The 24,171-nt window shown below is 73.9% G+C and carries 16 protein-coding genes; 12 read left to right on the forward strand and 4 right to left on the reverse strand.

The window, feature by feature from the left end; genetic code table 11:
• The first annotated feature begins 90 nt into the window (after positions 1–90).
• Complete coding sequence (locus IE108_RS06960) at positions 91–1,464, forward strand: tannase/feruloyl esterase family alpha/beta hydrolase (protein ID WP_064726649.1); 1,374 nt, start codon at positions 91–93, stop codon at positions 1,462–1,464.
• Positions 1,465–1,489: 25 nt separating this feature from the next.
• Here the strand turns inward: IE108_RS06960 and IE108_RS06965 are convergent, their stop codons facing one another.
• Entirely contained in the window at positions 1,490–1,672 is a 183-nt protein-coding gene (locus IE108_RS06965) for a tail-anchor membrane protein (protein ID WP_064726650.1), read from the reverse strand.
• 307 nt (positions 1,673–1,979) lie between these two features.
• Between IE108_RS06965 and IE108_RS06970 the strand changes: the two genes are divergently transcribed.
• On the forward strand, positions 1,980–4,856 hold the full coding sequence (locus tag IE108_RS06970) for an SCO1167/SCO6262 family helicase (protein WP_064726651.1): 2,877 nt from the start codon (positions 1,980–1,982) through the stop codon (positions 4,854–4,856).
• A complete protein-coding gene (locus IE108_RS06975) occupies positions 4,853–6,121 on the forward strand; it encodes an SWIM zinc finger family protein (RefSeq protein WP_064726652.1) in 1,269 nt (422 codons plus the stop codon). Before IE108_RS06970 ends, IE108_RS06975 begins: the two co-directional genes overlap by 4 nt.
• A gap of 123 nt (positions 6,122–6,244) precedes the next feature.
• Here the strand turns inward: IE108_RS06975 and xylA are convergent, their stop codons facing one another.
• Positions 6,245–7,408 (reverse strand): xylose isomerase, encoded by a 1,164-nt coding sequence (gene xylA, locus IE108_RS06980; protein ID WP_064726653.1) that lies wholly within the window; start codon positions 7,406–7,408, stop codon positions 6,245–6,247.
• 140 nt (positions 7,409–7,548) lie between these two features.
• Here xylA and xylB point away from each other — a divergent pair, with 140 nt between their 5' ends.
• The 6 genes from xylB to IE108_RS07010 all read left to right on the forward strand — a co-directional run bounded on the left by xylB (position 7,549) and on the right by IE108_RS07010 (position 15,519).
• Positions 7,549–8,994: a xylulokinase gene (gene xylB / locus IE108_RS06985; RefSeq protein WP_064726654.1), complete on the forward strand. Its 1,446-nt coding sequence runs from the start codon at positions 7,549–7,551 to the stop codon at positions 8,992–8,994.
• Positions 8,995–9,039: 45 nt separating this feature from the next.
• On the forward strand, positions 9,040–10,248 hold the full coding sequence (locus IE108_RS06990; RefSeq protein ID WP_064726655.1) for an ROK family transcriptional regulator: 1,209 nt from the start codon (positions 9,040–9,042) through the stop codon (positions 10,246–10,248).
• A 286-nt stretch (positions 10,249–10,534) separates the two neighbouring features.
• On the forward strand, positions 10,535–11,140 hold the full coding sequence (locus tag IE108_RS06995; protein ID WP_064731653.1) for an N-acetylmuramoyl-L-alanine amidase: 606 nt from the start codon (positions 10,535–10,537) through the stop codon (positions 11,138–11,140).
• 109 nt (positions 11,141–11,249) lie between these two features.
• Positions 11,250–12,509, forward strand: coding sequence for a GAF domain-containing protein (locus tag IE108_RS07000; protein ID WP_064731654.1), 1,260 nt, complete (start codon positions 11,250–11,252; stop codon positions 12,507–12,509).
• A 132-nt stretch (positions 12,510–12,641) separates the two neighbouring features.
• Positions 12,642–14,165, forward strand: a complete 1,524-nt coding sequence (gene exaC / locus IE108_RS07005; protein WP_064726656.1) for an acetaldehyde dehydrogenase ExaC — start codon at positions 12,642–12,644, stop codon at positions 14,163–14,165.
• Between the two features lie 139 nt (positions 14,166–14,304).
• Complete coding sequence (locus tag IE108_RS07010; protein ID WP_064726657.1) at positions 14,305–15,519, forward strand: metallophosphoesterase; 1,215 nt, start codon at positions 14,305–14,307, stop codon at positions 15,517–15,519.
• 56 nt (positions 15,520–15,575) lie between these two features.
• On the opposite strand, the gene IE108_RS07015 is transcribed toward IE108_RS07010, so the two are convergent.
• Positions 15,576–15,968: an SgcJ/EcaC family oxidoreductase gene (locus IE108_RS07015; protein ID WP_064726658.1), complete on the reverse strand. Its 393-nt coding sequence runs from the start codon at positions 15,966–15,968 to the stop codon at positions 15,576–15,578.
• A gap of 34 nt (positions 15,969–16,002) precedes the next feature.
• The gene (locus tag IE108_RS07020) at positions 16,003–16,761 is read right to left on the reverse strand and encodes a YqjF family protein (protein WP_064731655.1); all 759 of its coding nucleotides are present in this window, start codon (positions 16,759–16,761) and stop codon (positions 16,003–16,005) included.
• A gap of 112 nt (positions 16,762–16,873) precedes the next feature.
• Between IE108_RS07020 and IE108_RS07025 the strand changes: the two genes are divergently transcribed.
• From IE108_RS07025 to IE108_RS07035, 3 genes are all read left to right on the forward strand, one after another.
• A complete protein-coding gene (locus tag IE108_RS07025) occupies positions 16,874–17,968 on the forward strand; it encodes a DNA polymerase III subunit beta family protein (protein ID WP_064726659.1) in 1,095 nt (364 codons plus the stop codon).
• 111 nt (positions 17,969–18,079) lie between these two features.
• Positions 18,080–18,934 (forward strand): DUF4132 domain-containing protein, encoded by an 855-nt coding sequence (locus IE108_RS07030; RefSeq protein WP_064726660.1) that lies wholly within the window; start codon positions 18,080–18,082, stop codon positions 18,932–18,934.
• Positions 18,935–18,939: 5 nt separating this feature from the next.
• The gene (locus IE108_RS07035; protein WP_229851694.1) at positions 18,940–24,060 is read left to right on the forward strand and encodes a hypothetical protein; all 5,121 of its coding nucleotides are present in this window, start codon (positions 18,940–18,942) and stop codon (positions 24,058–24,060) included.
• Positions 24,061–24,171 lie beyond the last annotated feature (111 nt).

Raw genomic sequence — 24,171 nt, forward strand, 5'->3', positions numbered from 1 at the left:
TGTGGCTCCAGCCCATGGAGGGGGTCGTGCCGGGCCCGCACGATGGGGCAGCCCTCGGCTTCACTCCCCCCGCCGTGCCTGGAGGCCCCGATGCGTCAGCCCCTTGGTGTCCCGTTCCTCGCCGCCGCCCTGACGGCCGTCACACTCACCGGAACCGCCCCTTCCGCCACGGCGGTGGCGGAGTCGGGAGGGCACTGCGCCCGGCTGGAGCGGGTGCGGGTGCCCGGTGCGGCGCTGCAGCGCGAGGCCTGCCTGGACGACCTGACCACCACCGGACTGGCGGGCACCGACTACACCGACCCGGCCGACCAGGCCGGACTGACGGCCGCCGGCACCAGGACACCGTCCGGCGTGCCCGGCATCCAGATCGACGGGTACTTCCCGGACTCCTCCGGCTTCAACACGACGCACGGCTGGCGGCACGACGCGCAGTTCGTGATCCGGCTGCCGGACCGCTGGAACGGCGGCCTCGTCGTGACGGGGGCGCCCGGGAACCGCAAGCAGTACGCCACGGACAAGGCGATCTCCGACCGGGTCCTGGCGCAGGGGTACGCGTACGCCGCCACCGACAAGGGCAACAGCGGCACCGACTTCTACCGGGACGGCGTCCGTCCCGGCGACGCCGTCGCCGAGTGGAACGCGCGCACCACCCAGCTGACGCGGGCGGTTCGGCGGGTGGCCGCCCAGCGCTACGGCCACGCTCCGCGACGCACGTACGTCACCGGCATCTCCAACGGCGGCTACCTCACCCGCTGGCAGCTGGAGAACCATCCGGAGCTCTACGACGGCGGCGTGGACTGGGAGGGAGCCCTGTGGACGGCGGACGGACCCAACCTGCTGACCTCGCTGCCGGCCACCGTCGCCCGGTCGCTGGGCGCGGCCGGGGACGAGGACCTCTACGCGGCCGGGTTCGCCCGTGGGTCCGAGTTCTTGTGGCCCTACCACGAGAAGGCCTACTGGGGCGTGACGCAGAAGATCTACCGGGCCGAGTTCGATCCGGGGTACGACCCGCGCTGCCCGGGGCCCACGGCGGGCTCCTCCCCGGAGGAGATCCTGGCGCCGTGCGCCTCGGACGCGGCCTACGACTACGCGGCGCGTCCTGCCTCCGTCCGTCGCGCGGTGGCCCGGGTGGCCCTGACGGGACGCATCGGGAAGCCGCTGATCACGCTGCACGGCGATCTGGACGCGCTGCTGCCCAAGGCCGCCGACTCCGACGTCTACGCGCGCATGATCGACGAACGCGGACGGGGGGCACTGCACCGCTACTACACCATCGCGGGCGGAACCCATGTGGACGGGCTCTACGACACCCATCCCGACCGGCTGCGTCCGATCCTGCCCTGCTACCGGTCGGCCTTCGACACCCTGACCGCGTGGGTGGAGCGGGGCACGCCCCCGCCCGCGGACCACACGGTCGGCAAGCCCGCGGACGGTGACGTGGTCGACTCCTGCCCATTGCGCTAGCCGGCCGCGACGCGGTGCGGACGGGTCAGCGCCCGATCTCCCGGCGCCTCGTCCGCCGCAGCCTGCGCCGCTGGGAGGGGTCCAGGGCGAGGTAGGCGGCAGCCGGGACTCCCAGCACTATGAGCAGGGCGGCCCACCAGGGCAGCCAGATCAGCAGGATGAGCCCGACCGCCACACCGCCTGCTGCGACCTTGGCGTTCTTCGACATGGTGTCGCCTCCTTCGCGGCCACTGCCGCTCTCTGTCCTGAAAACGGGCCCGCGCTCCCGGCGGTTCCGCACCGCGACCCTGAGACGTCCCTGAGTCCGCACCCCGACAACCCTGAGAACCCGGCGCCCCGGGGCCCGTCGACGCATCCGCCGCTCGTCGACACGTCCATCCGTCCCTGCGGAGAGAGCGCCTCTCCCCTTGAATGGTGACGCATGCCACAGCACATCCACACCCCACGACCTTGGGAGTGATGTACAGTCAGCCGCCGCATCCCGGCTAGTCAAATTTGAGGAATTCATCATCACCGTGCAGACCGTTCTCCCGGAACCCCCTTCCGAGATCTCCGCTCTCGTCGGCTGCTGTGCTGTCTTCCTGCCCGGTGACCCCGGCCGCACCGGTCTCGTCGCCTTCTGGCGTCCCGACGGCGCCGCGCCCGCGGCCAACCCGGCGGGCGACGGGGAGAACCCCGCGACGCGGGATCTGACCGTCGCTCTGCCCGACGGCGGAACGGTGGAGGCCGTGAGGGTACCCGCGGTGGTGCTGCCCGTGCGGGCGGCCCTGCCCGTCCTCACGCGCGCACGTGTCTCCACCCTCGCCCACAGGTCTTCGGCGTTCTGGGGCGCCGTCGCCGTCGAGGCCCTGCACCTGGTCTCACGCGGACTGCTGCTGCCCGGCGTCTCCGCGTCCGAGCACGACGCCTGGCGGGTGGGCCCGCTGGGCGCGGAGGAGACCGAGCGGGTCCGGCACCTCGCCGCCGCCATGCCGCCCGAGGCGCACGCGCTCCCCGTCGACGACACCGCACCGCTGCGACTGCCCGACCCGGAGCGGCTGGTGCGCGCCTTCCTGGACGCCGTCGCGGACGCGCTGCCGCGCTCCCCCGCCGCCGTACTGGTGACGGACGGGCCCGCCTACGCCTCGCGGGAACCGCGCCGCATGCCCGAGCTGCGCGAGTGGGCCGCCGATGTCGCGGCGGGGCACGACGCGGGCGTACGGCTGTCCCTGCGCGTCGAGGTGCCGGGGCTGTCGGACGCCGGCCCCCCGGAGACCCGCCCGGCGTTCCGGGCGGTGCTCCAGGTACACAGTGCCGGCGACCCCGCTCTCGTCGCCGACACCGCGCACGTGTGGTCCGGCGCCAGGAGCGAGGCGTTCGGCACACGCGCGCGTGTGGACGTCCTGCTCGCCCTGCGCCGCGCGGCCCGGGCCTGGCCGGCACTCACCCCGCTGCTGTCGGCCACCGTGCCGGACGCCGTCGAACTCGCCGACCAGGACGTGACCGAACTGCTCGGTGCCGGCTCCCGCGCACTGGCCGCCGCCGGAGTCGACGTGCACTGGCCGAGGGAGCTGGCCTGCGACCTCACCACCCGCGCGGAGGTCGGGCCGCCGGACGACGAGCGGACCGCCTTCAGAGCCGCCGCCGAGGGCGGACCCTCCCTGCTGTCCGCCGACGCGCTGCTCGCCTTCAACTGGACCTTCGCCCTGGGCGACCGGCACCTCACGCGGGACGAACTGGATCTGCTCGCCGAGGCCGACCGCCCGCTCGTGCGCCTGCGCGACCGGTGGGTGCTGGTCGACCCGGGCGATGTCCAACGCGCCCGTGCCCGGCAGGACCGCAAGGTGCAGCCGGTGGACGCGCTGGCGGCCGCACTGACCGGTTCGACGGACGTGGGAGGACACCGCGTGGAGGTGCGCCCCACGGGCTGGCTCGCCGGGCTGCGGGAACGGCTCGCCGACCCCGAGGCCCAGGAGTCCGTCCCGCAACCCGCGGGGCTCGACGCCACGCTGCGCGACTACCAGCGGCGAGGGCTCAACTGGCTGGTCCAGATGTCGTCCCTGGGCCTCGGCTGCTGCCTCGCCGACGACATGGGCCTCGGCAAGACCATCACCCTGATCGCCCTGCACCTGCACCGGCAGACCGATCCGGTGACCGCCGGACCCACCCTGGTGGTCTGCCCGACCTCCCTCATGGGCAACTGGCAGCGGGAGATCGAACGCTTCGCGCCCGGCACGCCCGTGCGCCGCTTCCACGGTGCGCGACGCGACCTGAACGCCGTCGCGGACGGCGAGTTCGTGCTGACCACGTACGGCACCATGCGCCTGGACAGCGAGCGGCTGGCGGCCGTGCCGTGGGGCATGGTCGTCGCGGACGAGGCCCAGCACGTGAAGAACCCGTACTCGGAGACCGCGCGGCAGCTGCGTTCCATCGGCGCACGCGCACGCGTGGCGCTCACCGGCACGCCGGTGGAGAACAACCTCTCCGAGCTGTGGGCCGTCCTCGACTGGGCCACCCCGGGCCTGCTGGGCAGGCTCGGCACCTTCCGCCGCCAGTACGCCAGGGCCGTCGAGAGCGGCGAGGACCCGGCTGCGGCGGAGCGGCTGGCCCGGCTCGTGCGGCCCTTCCTGCTTCGGCGCCGCAAGTCGGACCCCGGCATCGCTCCGGAGCTGCCGCCGAAGACCGAGACCGACCGTCCCGTGTCGCTGACGGCGGAACAGGCGGGCCTGTACGAGGCGGTGGTACGCGAGGCGCTCGCGGAGATCGCCGGCGCCGACAGCATGGCGCGCCGCGGGATGATCGTGAAACTGCTGACGAGTCTGAAGCAGATCTGCAACCACCCGGCACAGTTCCTCAAGGAGGACCGGCCGAGGATCGTGGGCCGCTCGGGCAAGCTGGAACTGCTCGACGAGCTGCTCGACACGATCCTCTCGGCAGAGGCGAGCGTGCTGGTCTTCACGCAGTACGTGCAGATGGCCCGTCTCCTGGAACGGCATCTGGCCGCCCGGGGCGTGGCCTCGCTGTTCCTGCACGGCGGCACGTCCGTCTCGGCACGCGAGTCGCTGGTCCGCCGCTTCCAGGAGGGCGAGGTTCCGGTCTTCCTGCTGTCGCTCAAGGCGGCGGGGACCGGGTTGAACCTCACGCGCGCGGAGCACGTCGTGCACTACGACCGCTGGTGGAACCCCGCCGTCGAGGCACAGGCCACCGACCGCGCCTACCGCATCGGCCAGACCCGCCCCGTGCAGGTGCACCGGCTGGTCGCCGAGGGAACGATCGAGGACCGCATCGCCGCCCTGCTGCACCGCAAGCGCGAACTCGCCGACGCCGTACTGGGCACGGGCGAGGCGGCGTTCACCGAACTGACGGACGCACAACTGGCCGACCTGGTCGAACTGCGAGGGGGTACGCGATGACGCGGTACGAGGAGGACGTGGAGCGGACGTTCGCCCCGCTGCCGCCCGCGCACGGGCGGGGCTTCGCCGAGACCTGGTGGGGCCGGGCCTGGCTGAAGGCGCTGGAGGACGCGGCACTCGACACGGCCCAGGTGAAGACGGGCCGCCGGCTCGCCCGCGCGGGTGCCGTCGGCGCGGTGTCGGTGCGGCCGGGGCGGCTCACGGCCGTCGTGCAGGACCGGGACCGCACCACGCATCGGGCGGACGTCCTGCTGGAGCGCCTGACCGACGACCAATGGGATCGCTTTGTCGACATGGCAATCGAACGGTCCGGGCATGTCGCGGCACTGCTGGACCGCGACATGCCCCCGCACCTGGTGGAGGACGCGGCGACCGCGGGCATCGAGCTGATGCCCGGCATGGGCGACCTGGAGCCGGAGTGCGACTGCGGCGCCTGGGACCACTGCGGACACACGGCCGCACTCTGCTACCAGGTGGCCAGGCTGCTGGACCAGGACCCGTTCGTCCTGCTGTTGATGCGGGGACGCGCGGAGGTCGCCCTGCTCGAAGCACTCCAGACACAGCACGGCGCACCCGCGCGGGAGGCCGCTCAAGGTCGCGAGGGGACGGACGCCCTCGAGGCGTACGCGGCGGGGGACGTCCTGCCTCCGCTGCCCGCACCGCCCGGACTCGGGACCGGACCCGGCGTGCCGCCGTCCCTGGACACCGAGACCGCACCCCCGGCCGGCGTCGATCCGTCCGCCCTGACGTTCCTGGCCTCCCACGCGGCCTCGGAGGCTCACCGCCTCCTCTCCGAAGCCTTGCGCGAGGGGCACGAGGGGTCGCCCGTGGCGGGCGAACCCACCACGTCGGGGGACGCGGTGCGGCTGGCGGCGGGTGAGCCGGACCCCGACGTGCTGCACCGCCTGGGCGAGGGATCGGGGCGCACCCGGGAGGCACTCGCCGTCGCGGCACGCGCGTGGCGGCTCGGCGGCGCGACCGCCCTGTCCGTGCTCGAGGAGGAGTGGTCGCCGCAGGGCGACGCACTCGCACGCGCGCGTGCCGCACTGGAGTCGGCCTGGGAGAACGAGGATTGTCCGACGCTGCACGCGCGGGCCAACCGGTGGACCGTGGCGGACGCTCCACGACAGCTGCGCCTCGACCGCCGGGGCCGCTGGTGGCCGTACCGCAAGGAACGCGGTCGCTGGGTGCCCGCGGGCGCTCCGGCCCAGGACCCCGCGACGGCCTTGGCGTCGGTCGCCACGGAAGCCGTCGACGCACTCTGACGTGCGCGCCCGGAGCCGGCACGGCGTCGGCGACGGGGCACGCGGACGGCACGGGTGGCCCGGCTCCTCCCGGTGCACGGAAGGAGCCGGGGAGGACCGGTCTCCCCGGCGTGCCGCCGCTGCTCAGCGGGCGCCGAGAAGGTGGTCCATGGCCAGCTGGTCGAGGTGCTCGAAGGCCATGCCGCGCGCGGCGGCCGCGTCCACGTCGAACGTGTCGTAAGCGGTCGGGTCGGCCAGCAGCGCCGCCAGGCCGTCCTCCGCGGTCGGGCGGGCCAGCTCGTCCAGGCGGGCCGCGGCCAGGGCTTCCCGCACCTGCGGGTCGGCACGGAAGGACTCCGCACGGTCCTTGAGGATCAGGTAGTTGCGCATGCAGCCGGCCGCGGACGCCCACACGCCGTCGAGGTCCTCGGTCCGGGGCGGCTTGAAGTCGAAGTGCCGCGGGCCCGCGTACCCGGCCCGCTCCAGCAAGTCGACGAGCCAGAACGCCGCGCGCAGGTCGCCCGCGCCGAACCTCAGGTCCTGGTCGTACTTGATGCCGGACTGGCCGTTGAGGTCGATGTGGAACAGCTTGCCCGCCCAGAGGGCCTGCGCGATCCCGTGCGGGAAGTTCAGGCCAGCCATCTGCTCGTGTCCGACCTCCGGGTTCACGCCGTACAGCTCCGGCCGCTCGAGGCGCTCGATGAACGCCAGCGCGTGCCCCACGGTCGGCAGCAGGATGTCGCCACGCGGCTCGTTCGGCTTCGGCTCGATGGCGAACCGCAGGTCGTAGCCCTGCTCGGTGACGTACTCGCCCAGCAGGTCGAAGGCTTCCTTCATCCGGTCCAAGGCGTCCCGCACGTCCTTGGCGGCGCCCGACTCCGCGCCCTCGCGGCCGCCCCAGGCGACGTACACGCTCGCGCCCAGTTCGACCGCGAGGTCGATGTTTCGGATCGTCTTGCGCAGCGCGTAGCGGCGCACGTCCCGGTCGTTCGCCGTGAAGGCGCCGTCCTTGAAGACCGGGTGGGTGAAGAGGTTCGTCGTCGCCATCGGCACCTTCATGCCGGTCGCGTCCAGGGCCTGGCGGAAGCGCTTGATGTGGCCCTCGCGCTCCAAGTCGCTCGATCCGAACGGGATCAGGTCGTCGTCGTGGAACGTGACGCCGTGCGCGCCCAGTTCGGCCAGGCGCCGTACCGTCTCCGCCGGGTCCAGCGCCTGCCGGGTGGCGTCGCCGAACGGGTCACGGCCCTGCCAGCCGACCGTCCACAAACCGAACGTGAACCTGTCCTCGGGAGTGGGCTGGTAGTTCATTCCGCGGCTCCTCACTCGCTGCCGGTCACTCGGTGCCGACTATTTCGTCATGGCGCTTTACAAATTAGTATGCACACACGGTCCTGGGAAGGGACAAGGTGCGCCCGAAGCAGAGCAGCCAGGGAAGAGGGAGTAGACCGATGTCAGCAGCCGAGGGTCCGCTCGTCGTCGGCGTGGACACATCCACCCAGTCCACGAAGGCGCTGGTCGTCGACGCGGCCACCGGCCGGGTCGTCGCGAGCGGCCAGGCCCCGCACACCGTGTCCTCCGGAGCCGGGCGTGAGAGCGATCCGCGCCAGTGGTGGGAGGCGCTGGGCGAAGCGCTGCGCCAGTGCGGCGACGCCGCCCGCGAGGCCGCCGCGGTGTCGATCGGCGGGCAGCAGCACGGGCTCGTCACCCTCGACGCACACGGCGAGCCGGTGCGTCCGGCGATGCTGTGGAACGACGTGCGTTCCGCCCCGCAGGCCCGGCGCCTGATCGAGGAGCTGGGCGGGCCCGAGTCCTGGGCGGAGCGCACAGGCAGCGTGCCCAGCGCGTCCTTCACCGTCACGAAGTGGGCGTGGCTGGCCGAACACGAACCGGACGCCGCCCGCGCCGCGAGGGCCGTGCGCCTGCCGCACGACTACCTCACCGAACGGCTCACGGGCGAGGGGACCACCGACCGGGGCGACGTCTCGGGAACCGGCTGGTGGGCTTCCGGTACGGAGGCGTACGACGACGACATCCTCGCGCGCGTGGGGCTCGATCCGGCGCTGCTGCCCCGGGTGGTCCGGCCCGGCGAGGTGGCGGGAACCGTGCGCGACGGCCACGGCCTGCCGTTCACGAAGGGCACGCTGGTCGCCGCGGGCACCGGCGACAACGCGGCCGCCGCCCTGGGCCTCGGGCTGCGTCCCGGCGTACCGGTGATGAGCCTCGGCACGTCCGGCACCGCCTACGCCGTGTCGCGGCGGCGGCCTGCCGATCCGACCGGCACCGTCGCGGGCTTCGCCGACGCGCGCGGCGACTGGCTGCCGCTCGCGTGCACCCTGAACTGCACGCTCGCCGTGGACCGCGTCGCGGCCCTGCTGGGCCTGGACCGGGAGGCCGTGGAACCCGGCACCGAGGTCACGCTCCTGCCCTTCCTGGACGGGGAGCGCACCCCCAATTTGCCCAACGCCTCGGGCCTCCTGCACGGCCTGCGCCACGACACGACCGCGGGACAGCTGCTCCAGTCCGCGTACGACGGCGCGGTCCACTCACTCCTCAACGCCCTCGACCTGGTACTCGACGCCGGCGCCGACCCTTCCGCTCCGCTGCTGCTGATCGGCGGCGGGGCACGCGGGGGCGCCTGGCAGGAGACGGTACGGCGGTTGTCGGGGCGCGCCGTGCAGATTCCCGAGGCCAGGGAGCTGGTCGCGCTCGGTGCCGCCGCACAGGCCGCCGGCCTGCTCACCGGCGAGGACGCCGCCGCGGTCGCCCGGCGCTGGGACACGGCGGCCGGGCCGGTGCTGGACGCCGTGCCTCGGGACGAGGAAACGCTGGCGAGGATCACCGGGGTACTCTCCGACGCGGCACCGCTGCTGGAGCGGACCACGGACCCCCGCTGAGGACGCGGTGACCCGGGCGACGACCGACCGAGGGACGACGGAGGCATGACCGCAGCGCCGCACGAAGCCGAACCGGCCCTGCCCGGACGCGCGCTTCCGGACACCCAGCAGGGGATGCGCCGCCGGAACCTCGCCCGGGTGATGCACACCGTCAGCGCCGAGGGTCCGCTGTCCCGGGCCGCGGTCGCCTCACGGATCGGGCTGACGCGTGCGGCGGTCTCGACCCTGGTCGACGAACTCGTCCGCTCGGGGCTGCTGGAGGAACTGGGGCCCGAGCGTCCCGGCCGGGTGGGGCGGCCCGGATCGGCGCTCGCGGTCAGCGCCCGCGGCCCCGCGGGTATCGGCGCGGAGGTCGGCGTGGACCACCTCGCGGTCTGCGCCGTCGACCTGCGCGGAGAGGTGCGGTCCCGCGCCGTGCGGTACGGCAGCAACCGGGACGGCTCGGCGGAACCGGTGGTCGAGCGGCTCACCGCCCTGGTGCGGCAGGTGGTCGCCGAGGCGGAGTCCGAGGGGCTGTGGGCGGCCGGGCTCGCGGTGGCCGTGCCGGGCCTCGTGGCGCGTGACGGCCGCACCGTGGTGCGCGCCCCCAACCTGGACTGGCAGGACGCCGACCTCGGCCCGCTGCTGCCCGCCGATCTGCCGCTGACCGTGGACAACGAGGCCAACTTCGGGGCGCTCGCCGAACTCTGGCTCGGTGAGGACACGCCCCGCGACTTCCTGCATGTCTCGGCCGAGATCGGCATCGGTGCGGGCGTGGTCTTCGACGGGCGGCTGCTGCGCGGTACGCGCGGCTTCGCGGGCGAACTGGGTCACGTACCGGTCCGTCCGGACGGACCGGAGTGCCCCTGCGGCGGGCGCGGGTGCCTGGAGCAGTACGCGGGCGAGAAGGCGGTACTGCGCGCCGCCGGCGTGGAGCCGGGCGAGGACCGCGTCGGGCTGCTCGCCGACCGCGCGGCCGAGGGCGACGAGGACGTACGGCGTGCCCTGCGCGAGGCGGGTACGGCGCTCGGCATCGCGCTGACCGGGGCGGTCAACCTGCTCGATCCCGAGATCGTGGTGCTGGGCGGGGCGCTGGCCGGACTCGCGCCCTGGCTGCTGCCGTCGCTGCGCGACGAACTGGCCCGGCGGACGGCCGGCCCGGCCCGCCCGGTCTCGGTGTCGGACCTCGGTCCGCAGGGTCCGTTGCTCGGCGCGGCGCACTCGGTGGTGCGGGCGGTGCTGGACGATCCGGCCGTGGTGGCGGAACGCGCCTGAGGCCCGCGAGTGCCCCGCGAAGGGTCAACAGCTGTCCTTGTTTTCACTCGATCGAGTGAGGGAGTTGTCCACAAGGCCGTGGCCGTCCACGGAACGGCGCGGCGTTCTTCTGCGCAATCCCCGTTCCTCGTACGGTGATTGCGCGGCCGCATCCGGCACACCGGGTGGACGGACCGTCGGCCCCGTGCTTCCCGGCGAGGCCGGACTTCTCCCCGGCAGCACCGAACAGCTGCGCACCCACTCCCCCCACCGGGCCGGCACGGCCCACCGACGAAAGGGCAGTCCCATGGACAGGGAAAGGACAGCTCCGGTTCCGACCAGGCGACGGATTCTGATGGGCGCCGCGCTCGCCGCCGTCCCGCTCACCCTGCTCTCCGGCAGGCCGGCCGCCGCACGGTCGCGGGCCGTCGACTACCCCACCGCCGAGTGGCAGCCCGCGACGGCGTCCAACTACAGCCGATCCACCCGCCCGGCCGCCTATCCCGTCGACTACGTCGTCATCCACGTCACGCAGGAGACGTACGCCGACACCCTCGCCATCTTCCGGGACCCCGAGAGGCAGGTGTCCGCGCACTACGTCGTCCGGTCCTCCGACGGGCACGTGGCGCAGTGCGTCCGGGAGACGGACATCGCCTGGCACGCGGGCAACTGGGACTACAACACCCGCAGCATCGGCATCGAGCACGAGGGGTGGGTGGACCAGCCGGCGTACTTCACGGACGCGATGTACGAGGAGTCCGCACGCCTCACCGCGGCGATCTGCACCACCTACGGCATCCCCATGGACCGCAGCCACATCATCGCGCACCACGAGGTACCGGGGAGCGACCACACGGACCCCGGGCCCCACTGGGACTGGACCCGCTACATCAGACTGGTCAACCTCGCCTGAGCCCCGACGGACCGTCGCCCGGCGGTGATCCGGCTGGTCGAAGAGGTTGTCCGCGCCCGTCCGCGGAGTGACGATGTCCCTCATCCCACCACTGCCCGGGGAGGCCGAGTTGACTGATTCGTGGCTGGCTCTGGAGCCGGGCGCCGACCCCGCCGAACGCACCCGGACACTGCGGCGCGCGCACGAGACGTTCACCGCGGCGGGCACGGTCTCGCGCCCCGTGCGCGACGTGGTGGCGGAGTCCTGGCGGCGGTCGGTCCGGGCGGGTGTCGGACCGGACGGCACGGCGAGCGTGGAGCTGATGGACGGCGACCTCGGCGCCTACCGCGCCGAGCATCCGCTGGCACGCGTGATGCCGCTGGTCCGGGAGCTGATGGGGGCCTTCGCCGCCGATGGCGAGCATCTGCTGGCGGTGTGCGACGCGCACGGCAGACTGCTCTGGGTGGAAGGGCACCCGGCCACCCGGCGCCGCGCCGACGGCATGAATTTCGTGCCGGGTGCCCGGTGGGCGGAGTCCGCGGTCGGGACGAACGCGCCGGGCACGGCCATGGCCGTCGGTCGTCCGGTCCAGGTCTTCACGGCCGAGCACTTCATACGCCGGGTGCAGCCGTGGACGTGCGCGGCGGCTCCGGTGCACGACCCCCGCACGGGACGGGTGCTCGGCGCCGTGGACATCACCGGCGGTGACGGCCTGGCGCACCCGCACAGCCTGGGGTTCGTCCAGGCGGTGGCGCGTGCCGCCGAGTCGCAACTGGCGCTTCTGGCTCCGGAGACACCCGGGGGCGAGGGGGCGGAGCTGGCCGCGCTGGGCCGTGACGAGGCGCTGCTGACCGCGGACGGCCGCAAGGTCCGGTTGAGCCGGCGGCACAGCGAGATCGTCGTGCTGCTGGCCCAGCACCCGGAGGGGCTGACCGGCGACGAGCTGCTGTGCGGGCTGTACGAGGACGAGACGGTGCCGCCGGTGACGCTGCGGGCCGAACTGGCCCGGCTGCGCGGCATCGTGGGCCCCGCCCGGCTGGCGTCCCGGCCGTACCGGCTGACGATGCCCGTCGAGTCCGACGCCACCGTCGTCGAGCGCCGCCTGCGGGCGGGTGCGGTCACGGGCGCGGCGGCGGCGTACGCCGGGCCGCTGCTGCCCGGGTCCCAGGCCCCCGCGGTGGTGCGCCTGCGGCGCCGCCTGTCCGACGGACTGCGGGCCGCGCTGATCGCCCGCCGCGATCCCGACCTGCTGGCCGACTGGGCGCACGCGCCCTGGGGCGAGGACGATCTCGACGTCTGGCGCGCGCTCACGGCGGTCCGGCCCACGGCGACGACCCGCTCCCGGCTCGCCGCCCTGGAATCGGAACTCGCGGGGCCCGACGCACGGTGACGCCCCAGCACTTGTCGGATTGCGCGGGGTCATCGCGGCGGCCCCGCGCAACGTCCCTGCAACGTCCCGCTGCCTAGCCTCACGCGCAGAGCCGTCCAACGGCGGGCGGCGCTCGACGAGGAGGCATTCAGGATGACCCGTTACACGGCGCCCGGCACCGAGGGCGCGATCGTCTCCTACCAGTCGCGCTACGACCACTTCATCGGCGGGGAGTACGTGCCTCCGGCCCGCGGGCAGTACTTCGAGAACCCCTCCCCCGTGAACGGGCAGCCGTTCACCGAGATCGCCCGCGGCACGGCGGAGGACGTGGAGCGTGCGCTGGACGCCGCGCACGCGGCCGCCCCGGGCTGGGGGCGCAGCTCGGTGACCGAGCGTTCCGACATCCTGCTCAAGATCGCCGAGCGGATGGAGGCGAACCTGGAGTCCCTCGCGGTCGCCGAGAGCTGGGAGAACGGCAAGCCGGTCCGCGAGACCCTGGCCGCCGACATCCCGCTGGCCATCGACCACTTCCGCTACTTCGCGGGCGCGGTCCGCGCCCAGGAGGGCTCGCTCAGCGAGATCGACGACGACACCGTCGCGTACCACTTCCACGAGCCGCTGGGTGTCGTCGCCCAGATCATCCCGTGGAACTTCCCGATCCTGATGGCCGCCTGGAAGCTCGCCCCGGCACTCGCCGCGGGCAACGCGGTGGTGCTGAAGCCGGCCGAGCAGACCCCGGCATCGATCCACTACTGGCTGAGCCTGGTCGCGGACCTGCTGCCGCCCGGCGTCCTGAACGTCGTCAACGGCTTCGGCGTGGAGGCGGGCAAGCCGCTGGCGTCCAGTCCGCGGGTGGCGAAGGTGGCGTTCACCGGGGAGACCACCACCGGGCGGTTGATCATGCAGTACGCCTCGGAGAACATCAAGCCGGTCACGCTGGAGCTGGGCGGCAAGTCGCCCAACATCTTCTTCGACGACGTCTGGGCGCGGGACGACGACTTCCGCGACAAGGCGCTCGAGGGCTTCACGATGTTCGCGCTCAACCAGGGGGAGGTCTGCACCTGCCCCTCGCGGGCCCTGGTCCAGCGGGGGAACTACGCCGAGTTCATGGCGGCCGCCGTGGCGCGGACCGAGGCGATCAAGCCGGGCAACCCCCTCGACACCGACACGATGATCGGCGCGCAGGCGTCCAACGACCAGCTGGAGAAGATCCTTTCGTACCTGGACGTCGGCCGGCAGGAGGGCGCCAAGGTACTCACGGGCGGCGAGCGCGTCGAGCACGACGGCGAGTTGAAGGGCGGGTACTACGTCCAGCCGACCGTCTTCGAGGGAGACAACCGGATGCGGATCTTCCAGGAGGAGATCTTCGGCCCGGTCGTGTCGGTCACGTCCTTCGACGACTTCGACGACGCGATCAAGACGGCCAACGACACGCTGTACGGCCTCGGAGCAGGCGTGTGGACCCGCGACATGAACACCGCATACCGCGCGGGACGCGCGATCCAGGCGGGACGGGTGTGGACCAACTGCTACCACGCGTATCCGGCGCACGCCGCCTTCGGCGGGTACAAGCAGTCGGGCATCGGCCGGGAGAACCACAAGATGATGCTGGAGCACTACCAGCAGACGAAGAACCTCCTGGTCTCGTACTCGCCGAAGAAGCTGGGCTTCTTCTAGAGATCCGGGCGTGCGTGCCTGCCGGGCGGGTGACCGGGCAGGCACGACCGGCTGATGAAGGCGGTCCCTGCTCCGGGCAACCCGTTACGGGCGACGAGATACAGTGCGCGGGACGGCAGCCTGGTGAGAGAGGGGCAGCGTGACCGACACCAGCGACACCCGACCCGCCGACAGCGAGGCGCGGTCCCCGGGGCAGAGTGCACTGCACCGTGTGATGCGCTACGTCCCTCTGATCGCGCCGGTGCTCCTGTGGGCCGTGCCCTGCTGGGTGCTCCTGTACGCGGGGCAGCACTGGCCGCTGCCCGTCACACTGGCCGGCAGCGCCCTGTTCGCGCTCGGCCTGGTCGCCATGCCGCTCGCGATGGCACGCGGCCACGGGCGGCGTCAGCAGGACGGGGCGGCCATCGTCGGTGACACCCTGCTCGGTACCGGCTGGGTGCTGTTCACGTGGTCCGTTCTCCTGGGCGTTCTGCTGCGTCTCGTCCTGCTGCTGGCCGGCGTCGGCGAGGGACAGGACCGGGCCCGCATCGTCACCTGGGCCGTCCTCGGCGTGAGCGCCGTGCTGCTGGCCTGGGGGTACGTCGAGGCGCGCCGCGTACCGCGCGTGCGCCGACTCGACGTTCGGCTCCCCCGGCTGGGTGCCGGTCTCGACGGCACGCGGGTCGCACTCATCACCGACACCCACTACGGCCCGCTGGACCGTGCCCGGTGGTCGGCTCGGGTGTGCGAGACGGTGAACACCCTGGAGGCCGACCTGGTGTGCCACACCGGCGACATCGCCGACGGCACGGCGGAACGCCGCCGTGCCCAGGCCGCCCCGCTCGGCACCGTGCGCGCCACCCGGGCCCGGGTGTACGTCACCGGCAACCACGAGTACTACAGCGAGGCCCAGGGCTGGGTCGACCTGATGGACGAACTGGGCTGGGAGCCGCTGCGCAACCGCCACCTGCTGCTGGAACGCGGAGGCGACACCCTGGTGGTCGCCGGCGTGGACGACGTCACCGCCGAGTCCTCCGGTCTGGAAGGCCACCGCGCCCACCTCGACGGGGCGTTGAGCGGCGTCGACCCCGACCATCCGGTGCTGCTCCTGGCCCACCAGCCCAAGTTCGTCGACCGGGCGGCGGCCGCGGGCGTCGACCTGCAGCTCTCCGGCCACACGCACGGCGGCCAGATCTGGCCCTTCCACCATCTCGTCCGGCTCGACCAGCCCGCCCTCGCCGGCCTCACCCGGCACGGGGACCGCACACTCCTCTACACGAGCCGCGGCACCGGCTTCTGGGGACCGCCGTTCCGCGTCTTCGCCCCCAGCGAGATCACCCTGCTCGTGCTCCGCTCCCCCGGCGCGGTCACGTAGACGCGACGAGGGGAAGCCGTGTGGTTCCCGGGTGCGCCACCCGCCGGGGACGCCCGCTAATCGACCCGCACCTCGGTGTTCTGGCCGACATGCAGCAGCCAGCGGTCGTCGGGGGTCTTCGTCATGACGTACAGCGGTGAGCCCTCCGTGTCGCCCGTCGGCGCGTGGTAGACCTGTCTGACCTTGACGGCCGCCACGTCGGGGCGCAGGAAGCGGATGTGGACCGGCTCGTAGGTGACGTCGCCGGACCAGACGGCGCCGGGCAGCACGGCGCGGGTGAACTCCGCGATCGCGTCGAGGCCCACGAGGACCTTGCCGTGGGCGGTGGTCCACAGGGCGTCGGGGTGGAAGAGGGCGAGGAAGCCTTCGGCGTCCTTCGCGCGCTGGGTGCGTTCGACGGTGGCGACGACCTGCGCGATCGCCTCGAGGTCCAAGGTGTCGGTGTCCATGCGCGCAACTGTGGTCCCTCAAGCGCGCTTGAGGTCAAGGACCGAGGAGCGCGGCGGGGGCCGGGCGTGCGGGGCGGCCGAGACGGACCGGGACGCCGGGTGAGTACAGGACGCTGACCGGGGCGCCGGTGGGGGCCTCCAGGCCAGCGGCCGCGACCAGGTTCTCGTCGCAGGTCAGGAGCCGCGCCCGGTGCAGGGGCCAGCGGGGATGGTCGTTGGGGAGGTACGCGGCGCCGCCGGAGAACATGTTGTGCATGCCCCACCGGGCGGTGAGGAAGTGTTCGAGGGCGGTGGGTTCGTGGATGCGTTCACCGGGCCGTACGGTGATGCGGCTGTGGGCGCCGCGCGGGCCGGGCCAGCGGCGGGAACTGGTGTAGGTCACGGTGTCTCCCACGGTGCGGACGGCCATCCGGGACCACAGGTAGGGCAGGCGGAAGCCGGCGCGGCCCAGCACCACCGGGATCAGCCGCGAGGCGTCCATCGACCGGAAGACGACTCCGCGGCGGCCGTGTCCGTCCACGCTGTACAGGCGCACGTTGGTCTCCGGGAACGAGCCGAAGTACGGGATCCCGGGCGTCCGGAACCAGCCGACCCGGTGCATGCGGAAGGCGACAAGACCGACGTACGTGAGCCCGTCGTGCGTGTCCGGGACGGTGCCGGGCGGCATGAGTCCGGCCACGGCCGCGGGCTCGACCGCCCAGTGGACGAAGGCGAGGTCGAGCCACTGCTGGGTCAGGAGCGGCATCCCTATGGCCGCGGGAGCGTCGGGCGTGACCGCACTGGGCTTGTGCACCGCGCCAGGATGGCAGACGGGCGGCAGCGCCCCGCGCGGGGTCGGGTACACCTGTGCCGGGATTGACCCTCGACCTGGTCGAGGCCGCAGAGTTCCGGACGTGGAGAGCGAGATGCGCAGCATTGGGGAGTTGGCCCGCGACAGCGGGCTGGGCGTGAGCGCCCTGCGGTTCTACGACCGGGCCGGTGTGCTGGTGCCGGCCCGAGTGGATCCGGTGAGCGGCTACCGCTGGTACGCGCCCGGGCAGCTCGAGGAGGCCCGCCTGCTGGCGCGGCTGCGGAGGGCCGGGATGCCGTTGGCGGACGTCCGGCTGGTGCTGGCCGGCTGGTCCGGCGCGGACACCGATCTCGTACGCGGGCTGCTCCAGGCGCATCTGCGCCGGCTCGAACGGGATCTGGCCGGTGCGCGCGGCGAGTTCTCCGCAGTCCGAGTGATGCTCGACCAGAGGGAGAGTCCCATGACCGTTCCAGCCCGTACCGACGCCGTCCGGCTGTCCGTGCCCGCGGGCGAACTGCGCGCGGCGCTCGACGCGGTCCGTTTCGCCGTGGGCCGCGACCCCGAGCTGCCGATGCTCGCCGGGGTCCTGTTCGACGCGGAGGGCGGCGAGAGCGGAGGGCTGCGCGTGGTGGCGACCGACCGGTACCGGATGGCCGTCGCGCGGACGGCTGCCGCCGGGCACGGCGGGCCACCCGCCCGGATCCTGGTGCCCGCGCCGCTCGTCGACGCCATGCGCGCCCTGTTGAGCGGCGACGAGACCGTTCACCTGAGTGTCGAGGACGACCGTGTGACGCTGTGGGCCGGGGACCGGCAGGCGGCCGGGGAGCGCCTCGCGTACGACTTCCCCGACTACCGCCGCCTGGTGCGGCTGCCGGCGGGACGGCGGGCCGAGGTCGACGTGGCCGCGTTCCGCAGGGCGCTGGAGGACGGTCCCGTCCGGGCCGGCGAGGCGCGCGAAGAGGCGGGGGACGCGCAGGACCTGAGCGTGCTCCACGTGGCGGACGACGGCACGGTGACCGTGTGCGGGGAGGGGGACGAGGACAGGGACGTCGTCGCGGTGAACCGCGGGTTCCTGCTGGACGCGCTCACCGCCGCGGGCCGGGAGCGGCTGCTCCTGGAGTTCGGCGCGCCCACGGCGCCGCTCGCGGTCCGGCGGACCGACGACGAGGACACCTTCTCGCTGCTGATGCCGGTCCGGCTGGACGGCTGAGGGGCGCCGGGGCGCCCCTCCCGTCCCTGGCCGTCGACTGCGCCGAGGGCGTTGTCAGTGGTCTCGCCTACAGTTTTCGGCAGTTGATCACTGCGGTGCGGGGAGGCACTCATGGGGTGGGTGACGGCCGGGGACTACGAGGTCGCCCTGGACGACGGAAAGGTGGTCTGCCGCAACGCGGCGGGGCGGCGGCTGAAGTCGGTCCCGGCGAAGCTCGCGGACGATCCGGCCGTGGTCGGGCTGCGGCAGCTCGTCGAATGGCTGGACCGGCATGAACGCCAGTGCCTCACCGACGTCGAGCGCTGGATGGTGCGGTCGCTGCCCGTCCCCCTGGACGTCCTCACCCGGGTGTGGGCCGACCCCGCCTGGCGGTCGGCGCTGCGCGACCTCGTCGTCACCGGACCGGACGGCGAGGTGGCGGGCTTCCTGCGGGACGCCGACCCCGGGCGTGGGCTGGGCCTCGTCGACCTCGACGGGGACACGGTGCGCATCGCCCCCACCCTCGTCCACCTGCCGCACCCGGTCCTCCTGGACGACCTGGAGGAGCTGCGGGAGTTCGCGGTCGAGCTCGGCGTCGAGCAGCGCGCCCAGCAGCTCTTCCGTGAGGTGTGGCACCGTCCCGCCACCCTCGACGCCGACGCCACCTCCGTCGAGGACTACGCGGGCGGCGCGTTCAAGGAACTGCGCTTCCTGCACGGGCGGGTCACCCAGCTCGGCCACCGCGTGCGCGGCGGGTACGCCGTCTGCTCCGTCTGGGAGGACGGCCGGAGCGTGGAGGCCCGGGTCTGGGTCGGCGACTTCGACGGCTACGAGGAGACCGAGACCGGCTCCCTGACCTGGACCGACGCTACGGGACGGGAGTTGAGGGCGGGGCAGATCGGGCCGGTGGCCTGGTCGGAGGGCATGCGCATGGCCGCCGCGCTGTACGCCGGCCGGGACATCGAGGACGAGGAGCGCGCCGCGTGAGCACCGTGCAGACCGTGAACGACACCGGCGCGGCCGGCGTCCGCACCCCCGCCCGTGAGGGCGCCGCCCAGGACGACGCCACCGTCGCCGCCCTGCTGGAGGCCGGTGCGCTGCTGCCGTCGGGCAGCACGGCACGGGAGGACGCCGACACCCTCACCGTGCGCAGCTACACGCATGCCGCGCTGGGCGACCGCAGCGTCGTGCGGCTCGTTCCGGGCACCCTCGGCGAGGCCGAGGACCTCGCCCTGGACTTCCTTGGCCTGGTCCGCGACGCGGAGGCTCCGGAGGTCGGGCAGGTCAGGCGGGAGACCCTCGGGTTCCCCGCCTGGGCGCTGGTCAACGACCCGGCCAACGGGCACCACGCGCTCGCGCTGGTCAAGGACGTCGAGCGGCTGGCGCGGCAGGCCAAGTCCCGTCCGGGCACGGCCAAGGAGGGCTTCGAGCAGCTCGGCGAGCGGCTCGGCCGGGCGGTGCCGCACTTCCTGCCGACCTTCTACGAGCAGGCGGCCCGGGTCTTCCTCCAGTACGACAACACCACCTACGCCGCGGCGTTCTTCGGCAAGGCACGCGACGCGGAGCGGGTGCACGCGCTCGCCGTCGACGAGGACCGGCAGCGGGCGGTCTTCCTGGAGTTCGCGTTCGCCGGCGCGCTGACGGTCAAGGCCCTGAAGCAGCACGTGAAGGATCTCGCCGACCGGCTGGACGCCTCCGAGGCATGGGCCCAGTTCCGGCAGCTCGCGGTGGAGCGCTGTGCCGCCGGCATGCCGCCGTACGCGTCGCTGCCGCAGGACGCGCGCGTGCTCATCAAGGCCGCCGGACTGCCCCGGGTGGAGACGGAGGGCGACCTCGCCGCCGACCTGGTCGCCTCGCCCGCCGCCGTCCGCGCGCCCGCGTCCTTCTGGACCGCCTACCGGGCGTCCCTCGCCGACCTGGCCGGACGGCGGCCCGCCGTGCGTGAGCGGCTTCTGGAGATCATGCCCGCCGGCCTCGACCGCACCATCGAGAGTGACGAGTTCTGGCTGGCGCTGCTCACCGAATGCGGGGCCGACCGGCTCCTCACCGGCGAGGACGAGCCGGACGGCGCGGGGCACGGGGAGGCCGGGGGCGCCGAGCGCGGGGCGGGCGGTGTCGACGCCGCGGGCTGGCTCGGCCGCTGGGCCGCCCACCGCAAACACGGCTCCACGACGTGCGGAAGTTCTCCCTCCACCCTCGCCCTCGTCGCGCGCATGGCGCCCCGGCTGCGTGCCGACGCGCGGGCCGTCGACCTCTTCGCCGGCCGTCGGCACGCGGGCGCCGACATCGGTCTGCTGGACCTGTGCGTGGCCGAGGGCATCCCCCTCACACTGCCGGGACCCGGCACGGACGTCCATCTGGGTCTGGACCGCTGGGTGCGCGACACCGGTCCCGCCCGCCGCGACCTCGCCGCGCTCGCGGCGGACCCGCGGCTGCGTCCCCTCCTCCTGAAGGCGGTCGGCGCCGTCGGCCAGAACCGGCAGTCGGGCTCCGTCCTGGAGCACCTCGCCGACCACCCGGTGCTCCGCGACGTCCTGCGGGAGTGGCTGGACGGCGCGGTCGGGCAGCTGGCCGGCGCGCGCGGCCTGCCCGGCGCCCGCGAGGCGCTGCACCGGCTGAGCCCGTTCCGACCGGTCGCGCCCCGCGTCAATCCGGCGGCCGTGGCCCGGACCGCCGACTACGAGACGGCGCCCCTGCTCGCCCGCACCCTGCGGTCCGGCATCCTCGACGAACTCGGCTGGCCCGCCCTGGAGGAGGCCCTGCGCCTGCTCGACGGCGAGACCCGCCCGAGCCAGGACCGGGACAACGCGCTCATCGTGAACGAGGCGTGGCCCTGCCTGATCCTCAGCCGGGGGCACAAGGCGGTCGTGGTGGGCCCCGACGAGATCCTCCTCGCGCATGACCTGCGCCTCCCGGCCGACCTGGACCGCTGGCAGCGCCCGCAGTTCCGCTTCAGCGACGGGGAACTGCTCGTGGTCTGGTGGCAGGAGGGCAAGCAGCGCGGCTACTGGTCCAACCGGCCGTCCGAGGTGGTCACGCTCACCGGCGAGCAGATCGCCCGCTGGTGGCGCAACGAGGACTCGGCCGCCCCGTCCATCCCCCTGCCCGACGGCGGCCGCGCCACCGGCGGCCGCACCCTGCACGCCGGCGACACGGTACTTCCGGCGAGCCGCCCGGTGATCGGGGACGGCACGCTCCTCTGGCGCCAGGGCAGGCACGGGCGGCAGGCCGTGTGGCTGGAGTACGACCCGGCGACGGGCACGCACGGGCGGGCCTCCCTGCCCGACTTCCTGCGCTCCGGCATCAGCGACGGGGCGACGCTGATCCAGGACCGCTGCGAAGTGCTGCCCCTGCAGCCCGGGCTGGAGCAGAGCCCGTTCGGCACGGACGGTGCCGTGCTCGGCCGCTGGACACGCGCCGAGGACGACGGCGGCGAGGTGCGTACGACCACGGGAACGCCCGACGGCCGCACCGTCACGCTGACCTCCTCCGGGCCGGGCGAGCGACTCGTCCCGCTCGGTGCGCTGCGACTGCCGGGCGGTGCGGCGCCCGTGGTGGCCCGGTCCCGGAACCGGATCACCCTCTTCGCCCAGGACGACGGCACGCGGGCCGGGGAACTCGGGCGGGTGACACCGAACGAACGGGGCGGTGAGTTCGCCGCCGGTACCCCGCTGGTGCCGCCGGCCGCCTTCTGGCACGCCCTGCGCCCCCGGGACGAGCGGGCGTCGGCCGTGCTGCGCGCGTTCACCGACGAGCAGGCCGCCCACGTACTGCACGAGGCGGCGCGGGCACTGGCCGACCGGCAGGCGCTGGTGCGGGCCGCGAGCGGGGACGGTACGGAGGACGGTGGCGCCGCCGAGCCCGGGGTGCCGTCGGCCGAGGACGTGGTGCGGCAGGCCGTCTCCCGGTCTCTGCCGGGCCTGACCGACAAGCGGATCCTGGCCGGCGTGGCGGCCCTGGTCCGCACCGCCCTGCAGCTCGGCGACACGGTGACGCGGTTCGTCACGCCGCCCGTCGCGCAGCCGAAGCCGGAACTCAAGCGCACCGAGGGCATGTTCGCGGACTACCGCCCCGAGCACGGCGACGACCTCACGCTGCGCACGGCCACCCGGGGCCTCGCCCATCTGTGGGGAGCCTGGGGAGGCGACCAGCAGTGGACGGCCCTGCGCCAGATCCGTGCCGTGAACCATGTGCTCTCCGGGCACCCCGCCGACGGCAGGCGGCTGCCCGACCGCACCCGTCAGGACACCCTCGCCGACGGCTGGCTCAGCGACGAGTACACCCTTCCCCGCCTGGGCCTGGTCTGGCCGTCCCTGCTGTCCGTGCTGCGGCCGCTGGCCTATCGGGCGGCGGCCCCGACCGTCACGGCGGCCGAAAGGGAGGCGCTGCTCCTGCTGTTCGAGGCCCTGGGCGAGGGGCCGCTCGCCGCTCCCGGCGAAGGACTCCGGGAGATCGTGCTGAGCGAGCCGCACGACAAGCGCCGTCAGCGGGAGCGCGTGGGGCAGGTGTTGCGTCGCGCGGGCCGGACGGTGGTCGTGCTCGGCTGCAAGAACATCGACTACGGCGGTGAACGGGTCAACTGGCTCGCTCTCGACCACGACCCGGCGGGCGCGTTCGGGGCCGTCGCCCACTTCACGCTGGAACGGGAGACCCGGCACACGCCGACGATCACCGCCGGCACCCTCGCGGCCGCCACCCGGCTGATCCGGGAGAAGGGAGCCGCGCCCTGGCAGCCGGAGGCCCCCGCGGCTCTCGCCGCGGCGACCCGTGGCGGCGTCGGACCGCTCCAGGCCACGGTCCTGCTCGCCGGACAGCCGGAGCGGGCCGAAGCCGAAGCCCTGGCCACGACAGGGCTGAAGCCACGCCAGCTGGACGCGGGCAGGGCCATGCTGGACACCCTCCCCTTCGGGGAGCGGGCCGCCCTGGTCGGCGCCCTGCTGCCGGACGACCCCGCCGTGCTGTGGACGACGGGGCCGGACACGGACGCGGCGGGGCGGACCTGGGCCGACCTCCTCGGCTCTCTCGTCCGGCTGCCCGAGGACCTGGCTCCCGCGCTCGACGGCCTGCCCACGGGATCGGCGGAAGTGGTCCTCAACCCGGCCCACACCGCCTGGCTCAGCCGCACCACGGTCCAGCGCCCCGACAAGGACGGCAGACTCGTGGCCGAGGACCCGGCAGCCGTGCCGGGACGCCACGCGCTGACCGGCGCGGTCGCCGCCCTCACCGCTCTCGCCTACGCGCTGCCCTACGGACATCCCCTGCGCGCGGTCCTGCCGGAGGGCCTGGCCGCGCTCCGCCGCCGCCTCGCCGACCCGGGGCTGCTGCTCGACCTCGACGTCGAGTGGACGGAGAAGGGCGGGACGACCGCCGCGGAGCTGCGCAAGGCCTACGGACTCCCCGCCACCGGCGGCGCCGACGCGGACGGGACGACTCGGGTCGGCGAGGCCCTCGTACTGCGCCCCTGGCACGGGGACCGAGAGACCGTGCTGGTGCGTCCGGCGGGACTGACCGGCCCCGACGACGCCGTGTTCGGGCTGCTGGAGGGGCTGGTCGGTGCCGCGCGCGGCACCGGGATGCGAGCCCTGCGCACCGTCCTGGGTGAGGAACTCGCCCGCACGGTGGCCGCCGGTCAGGACACCGCGGGACCCGTCGGACCCGCGCAGGATCCGACGGTCGGTGCTCCGGCCCTGGTCGCCGAGGTCGCGGCGGCCCACGGCCTGAGCGAGGACGCGGCGGCGCTGTATCTGCAACTGCTGGCGCTGCCCGATCCGACGGACCGCAACTGCGCCCGCTGGACCGGATGGCGGCCCGCCCGGATGAAGAAGGCGCGGGCCGAACTCGCCGCCGCCACCGGCCTGGTGGTGGAGGCCAAGCGGTCCCGGGCCGGCCGTTCCCTCTTCCTGCCCTGCGGCTGGCTCGACCTGAAGGCGCCCGCCCTGCCGGTGGAGACGTGGAAGGAGGGGCTGTACCCGGTCCACGCAGGACTCCGCACCGTCCCGCCGATACCGGTACCCGAAGTGTTCGCCCGTGCCTGGGAGCGCGTGCGGGCCGGGGACACCCCGGCCTACGAGGAACTGTCCACCCGCGCCACGCGGAACGGACGCCGCCGATGACTCCGGAAGCCGTCGCTCTGGCGGTCGCCTCCCCACCCGCGGCGACTTCCCCACCCGCGATCACCTCCCCGCGCCCGTCCGCCCCGCCCTCTGTCCGAGCCCACCGGAAGA

Origin of the sequence: Streptomyces parvulus (genome assembly GCF_014648855.1) — a bacterium.
Taxonomy (GTDB): Bacteria; Actinomycetota; Actinomycetes; order Streptomycetales; family Streptomycetaceae; genus Streptomyces; species Streptomyces parvulus.

What these genes read in the sequence shown, in the direction of transcription:
- IE108_RS07025 (WP_064726659.1), top strand. Translation starts at nt 16,874, where the DNA reads ATGCGCAGCATTGGGGAGTTGGCCCGCGACAGCGGGCTGGGCGTGAGC.
- IE108_RS07030 (WP_064726660.1), top strand. Translation starts at nt 18,080, where the DNA reads ATGGGGTGGGTGACGGCCGGGGACTACGAGGTCGCCCTGGACGACGGA.
- IE108_RS07015 (WP_064726658.1), bottom strand. Translation starts at nt 15,968, where the DNA reads ATGGACACCGACACCTTGGACCTCGAGGCGATCGCGCAGGTCGTCGCC.
- IE108_RS06975 (WP_064726652.1), top strand. Translation starts at nt 4,853, where the DNA reads ATGACGCGGTACGAGGAGGACGTGGAGCGGACGTTCGCCCCGCTGCCG.
- xylA (WP_064726653.1), bottom strand. Translation starts at nt 7,408, where the DNA reads ATGAACTACCAGCCCACTCCCGAGGACAGGTTCACGTTCGGTTTGTGG.
- IE108_RS06965 (WP_064726650.1), bottom strand. Translation starts at nt 1,672, where the DNA reads ATGTCGAAGAACGCCAAGGTCGCAGCAGGCGGTGTGGCGGTCGGGCTC.
- IE108_RS06995 (WP_064731653.1), top strand. Translation starts at nt 10,535, where the DNA reads ATGGACAGGGAAAGGACAGCTCCGGTTCCGACCAGGCGACGGATTCTG.
- exaC (WP_064726656.1), top strand. Translation starts at nt 12,642, where the DNA reads ATGACCCGTTACACGGCGCCCGGCACCGAGGGCGCGATCGTCTCCTAC.
- xylB (WP_064726654.1), top strand. Translation starts at nt 7,549, where the DNA reads ATGTCAGCAGCCGAGGGTCCGCTCGTCGTCGGCGTGGACACATCCACC.
- IE108_RS06960 (WP_064726649.1), top strand. Translation starts at nt 91, where the DNA reads ATGCGTCAGCCCCTTGGTGTCCCGTTCCTCGCCGCCGCCCTGACGGCC.
- IE108_RS06990 (WP_064726655.1), top strand. Translation starts at nt 9,040, where the DNA reads ATGACCGCAGCGCCGCACGAAGCCGAACCGGCCCTGCCCGGACGCGCG.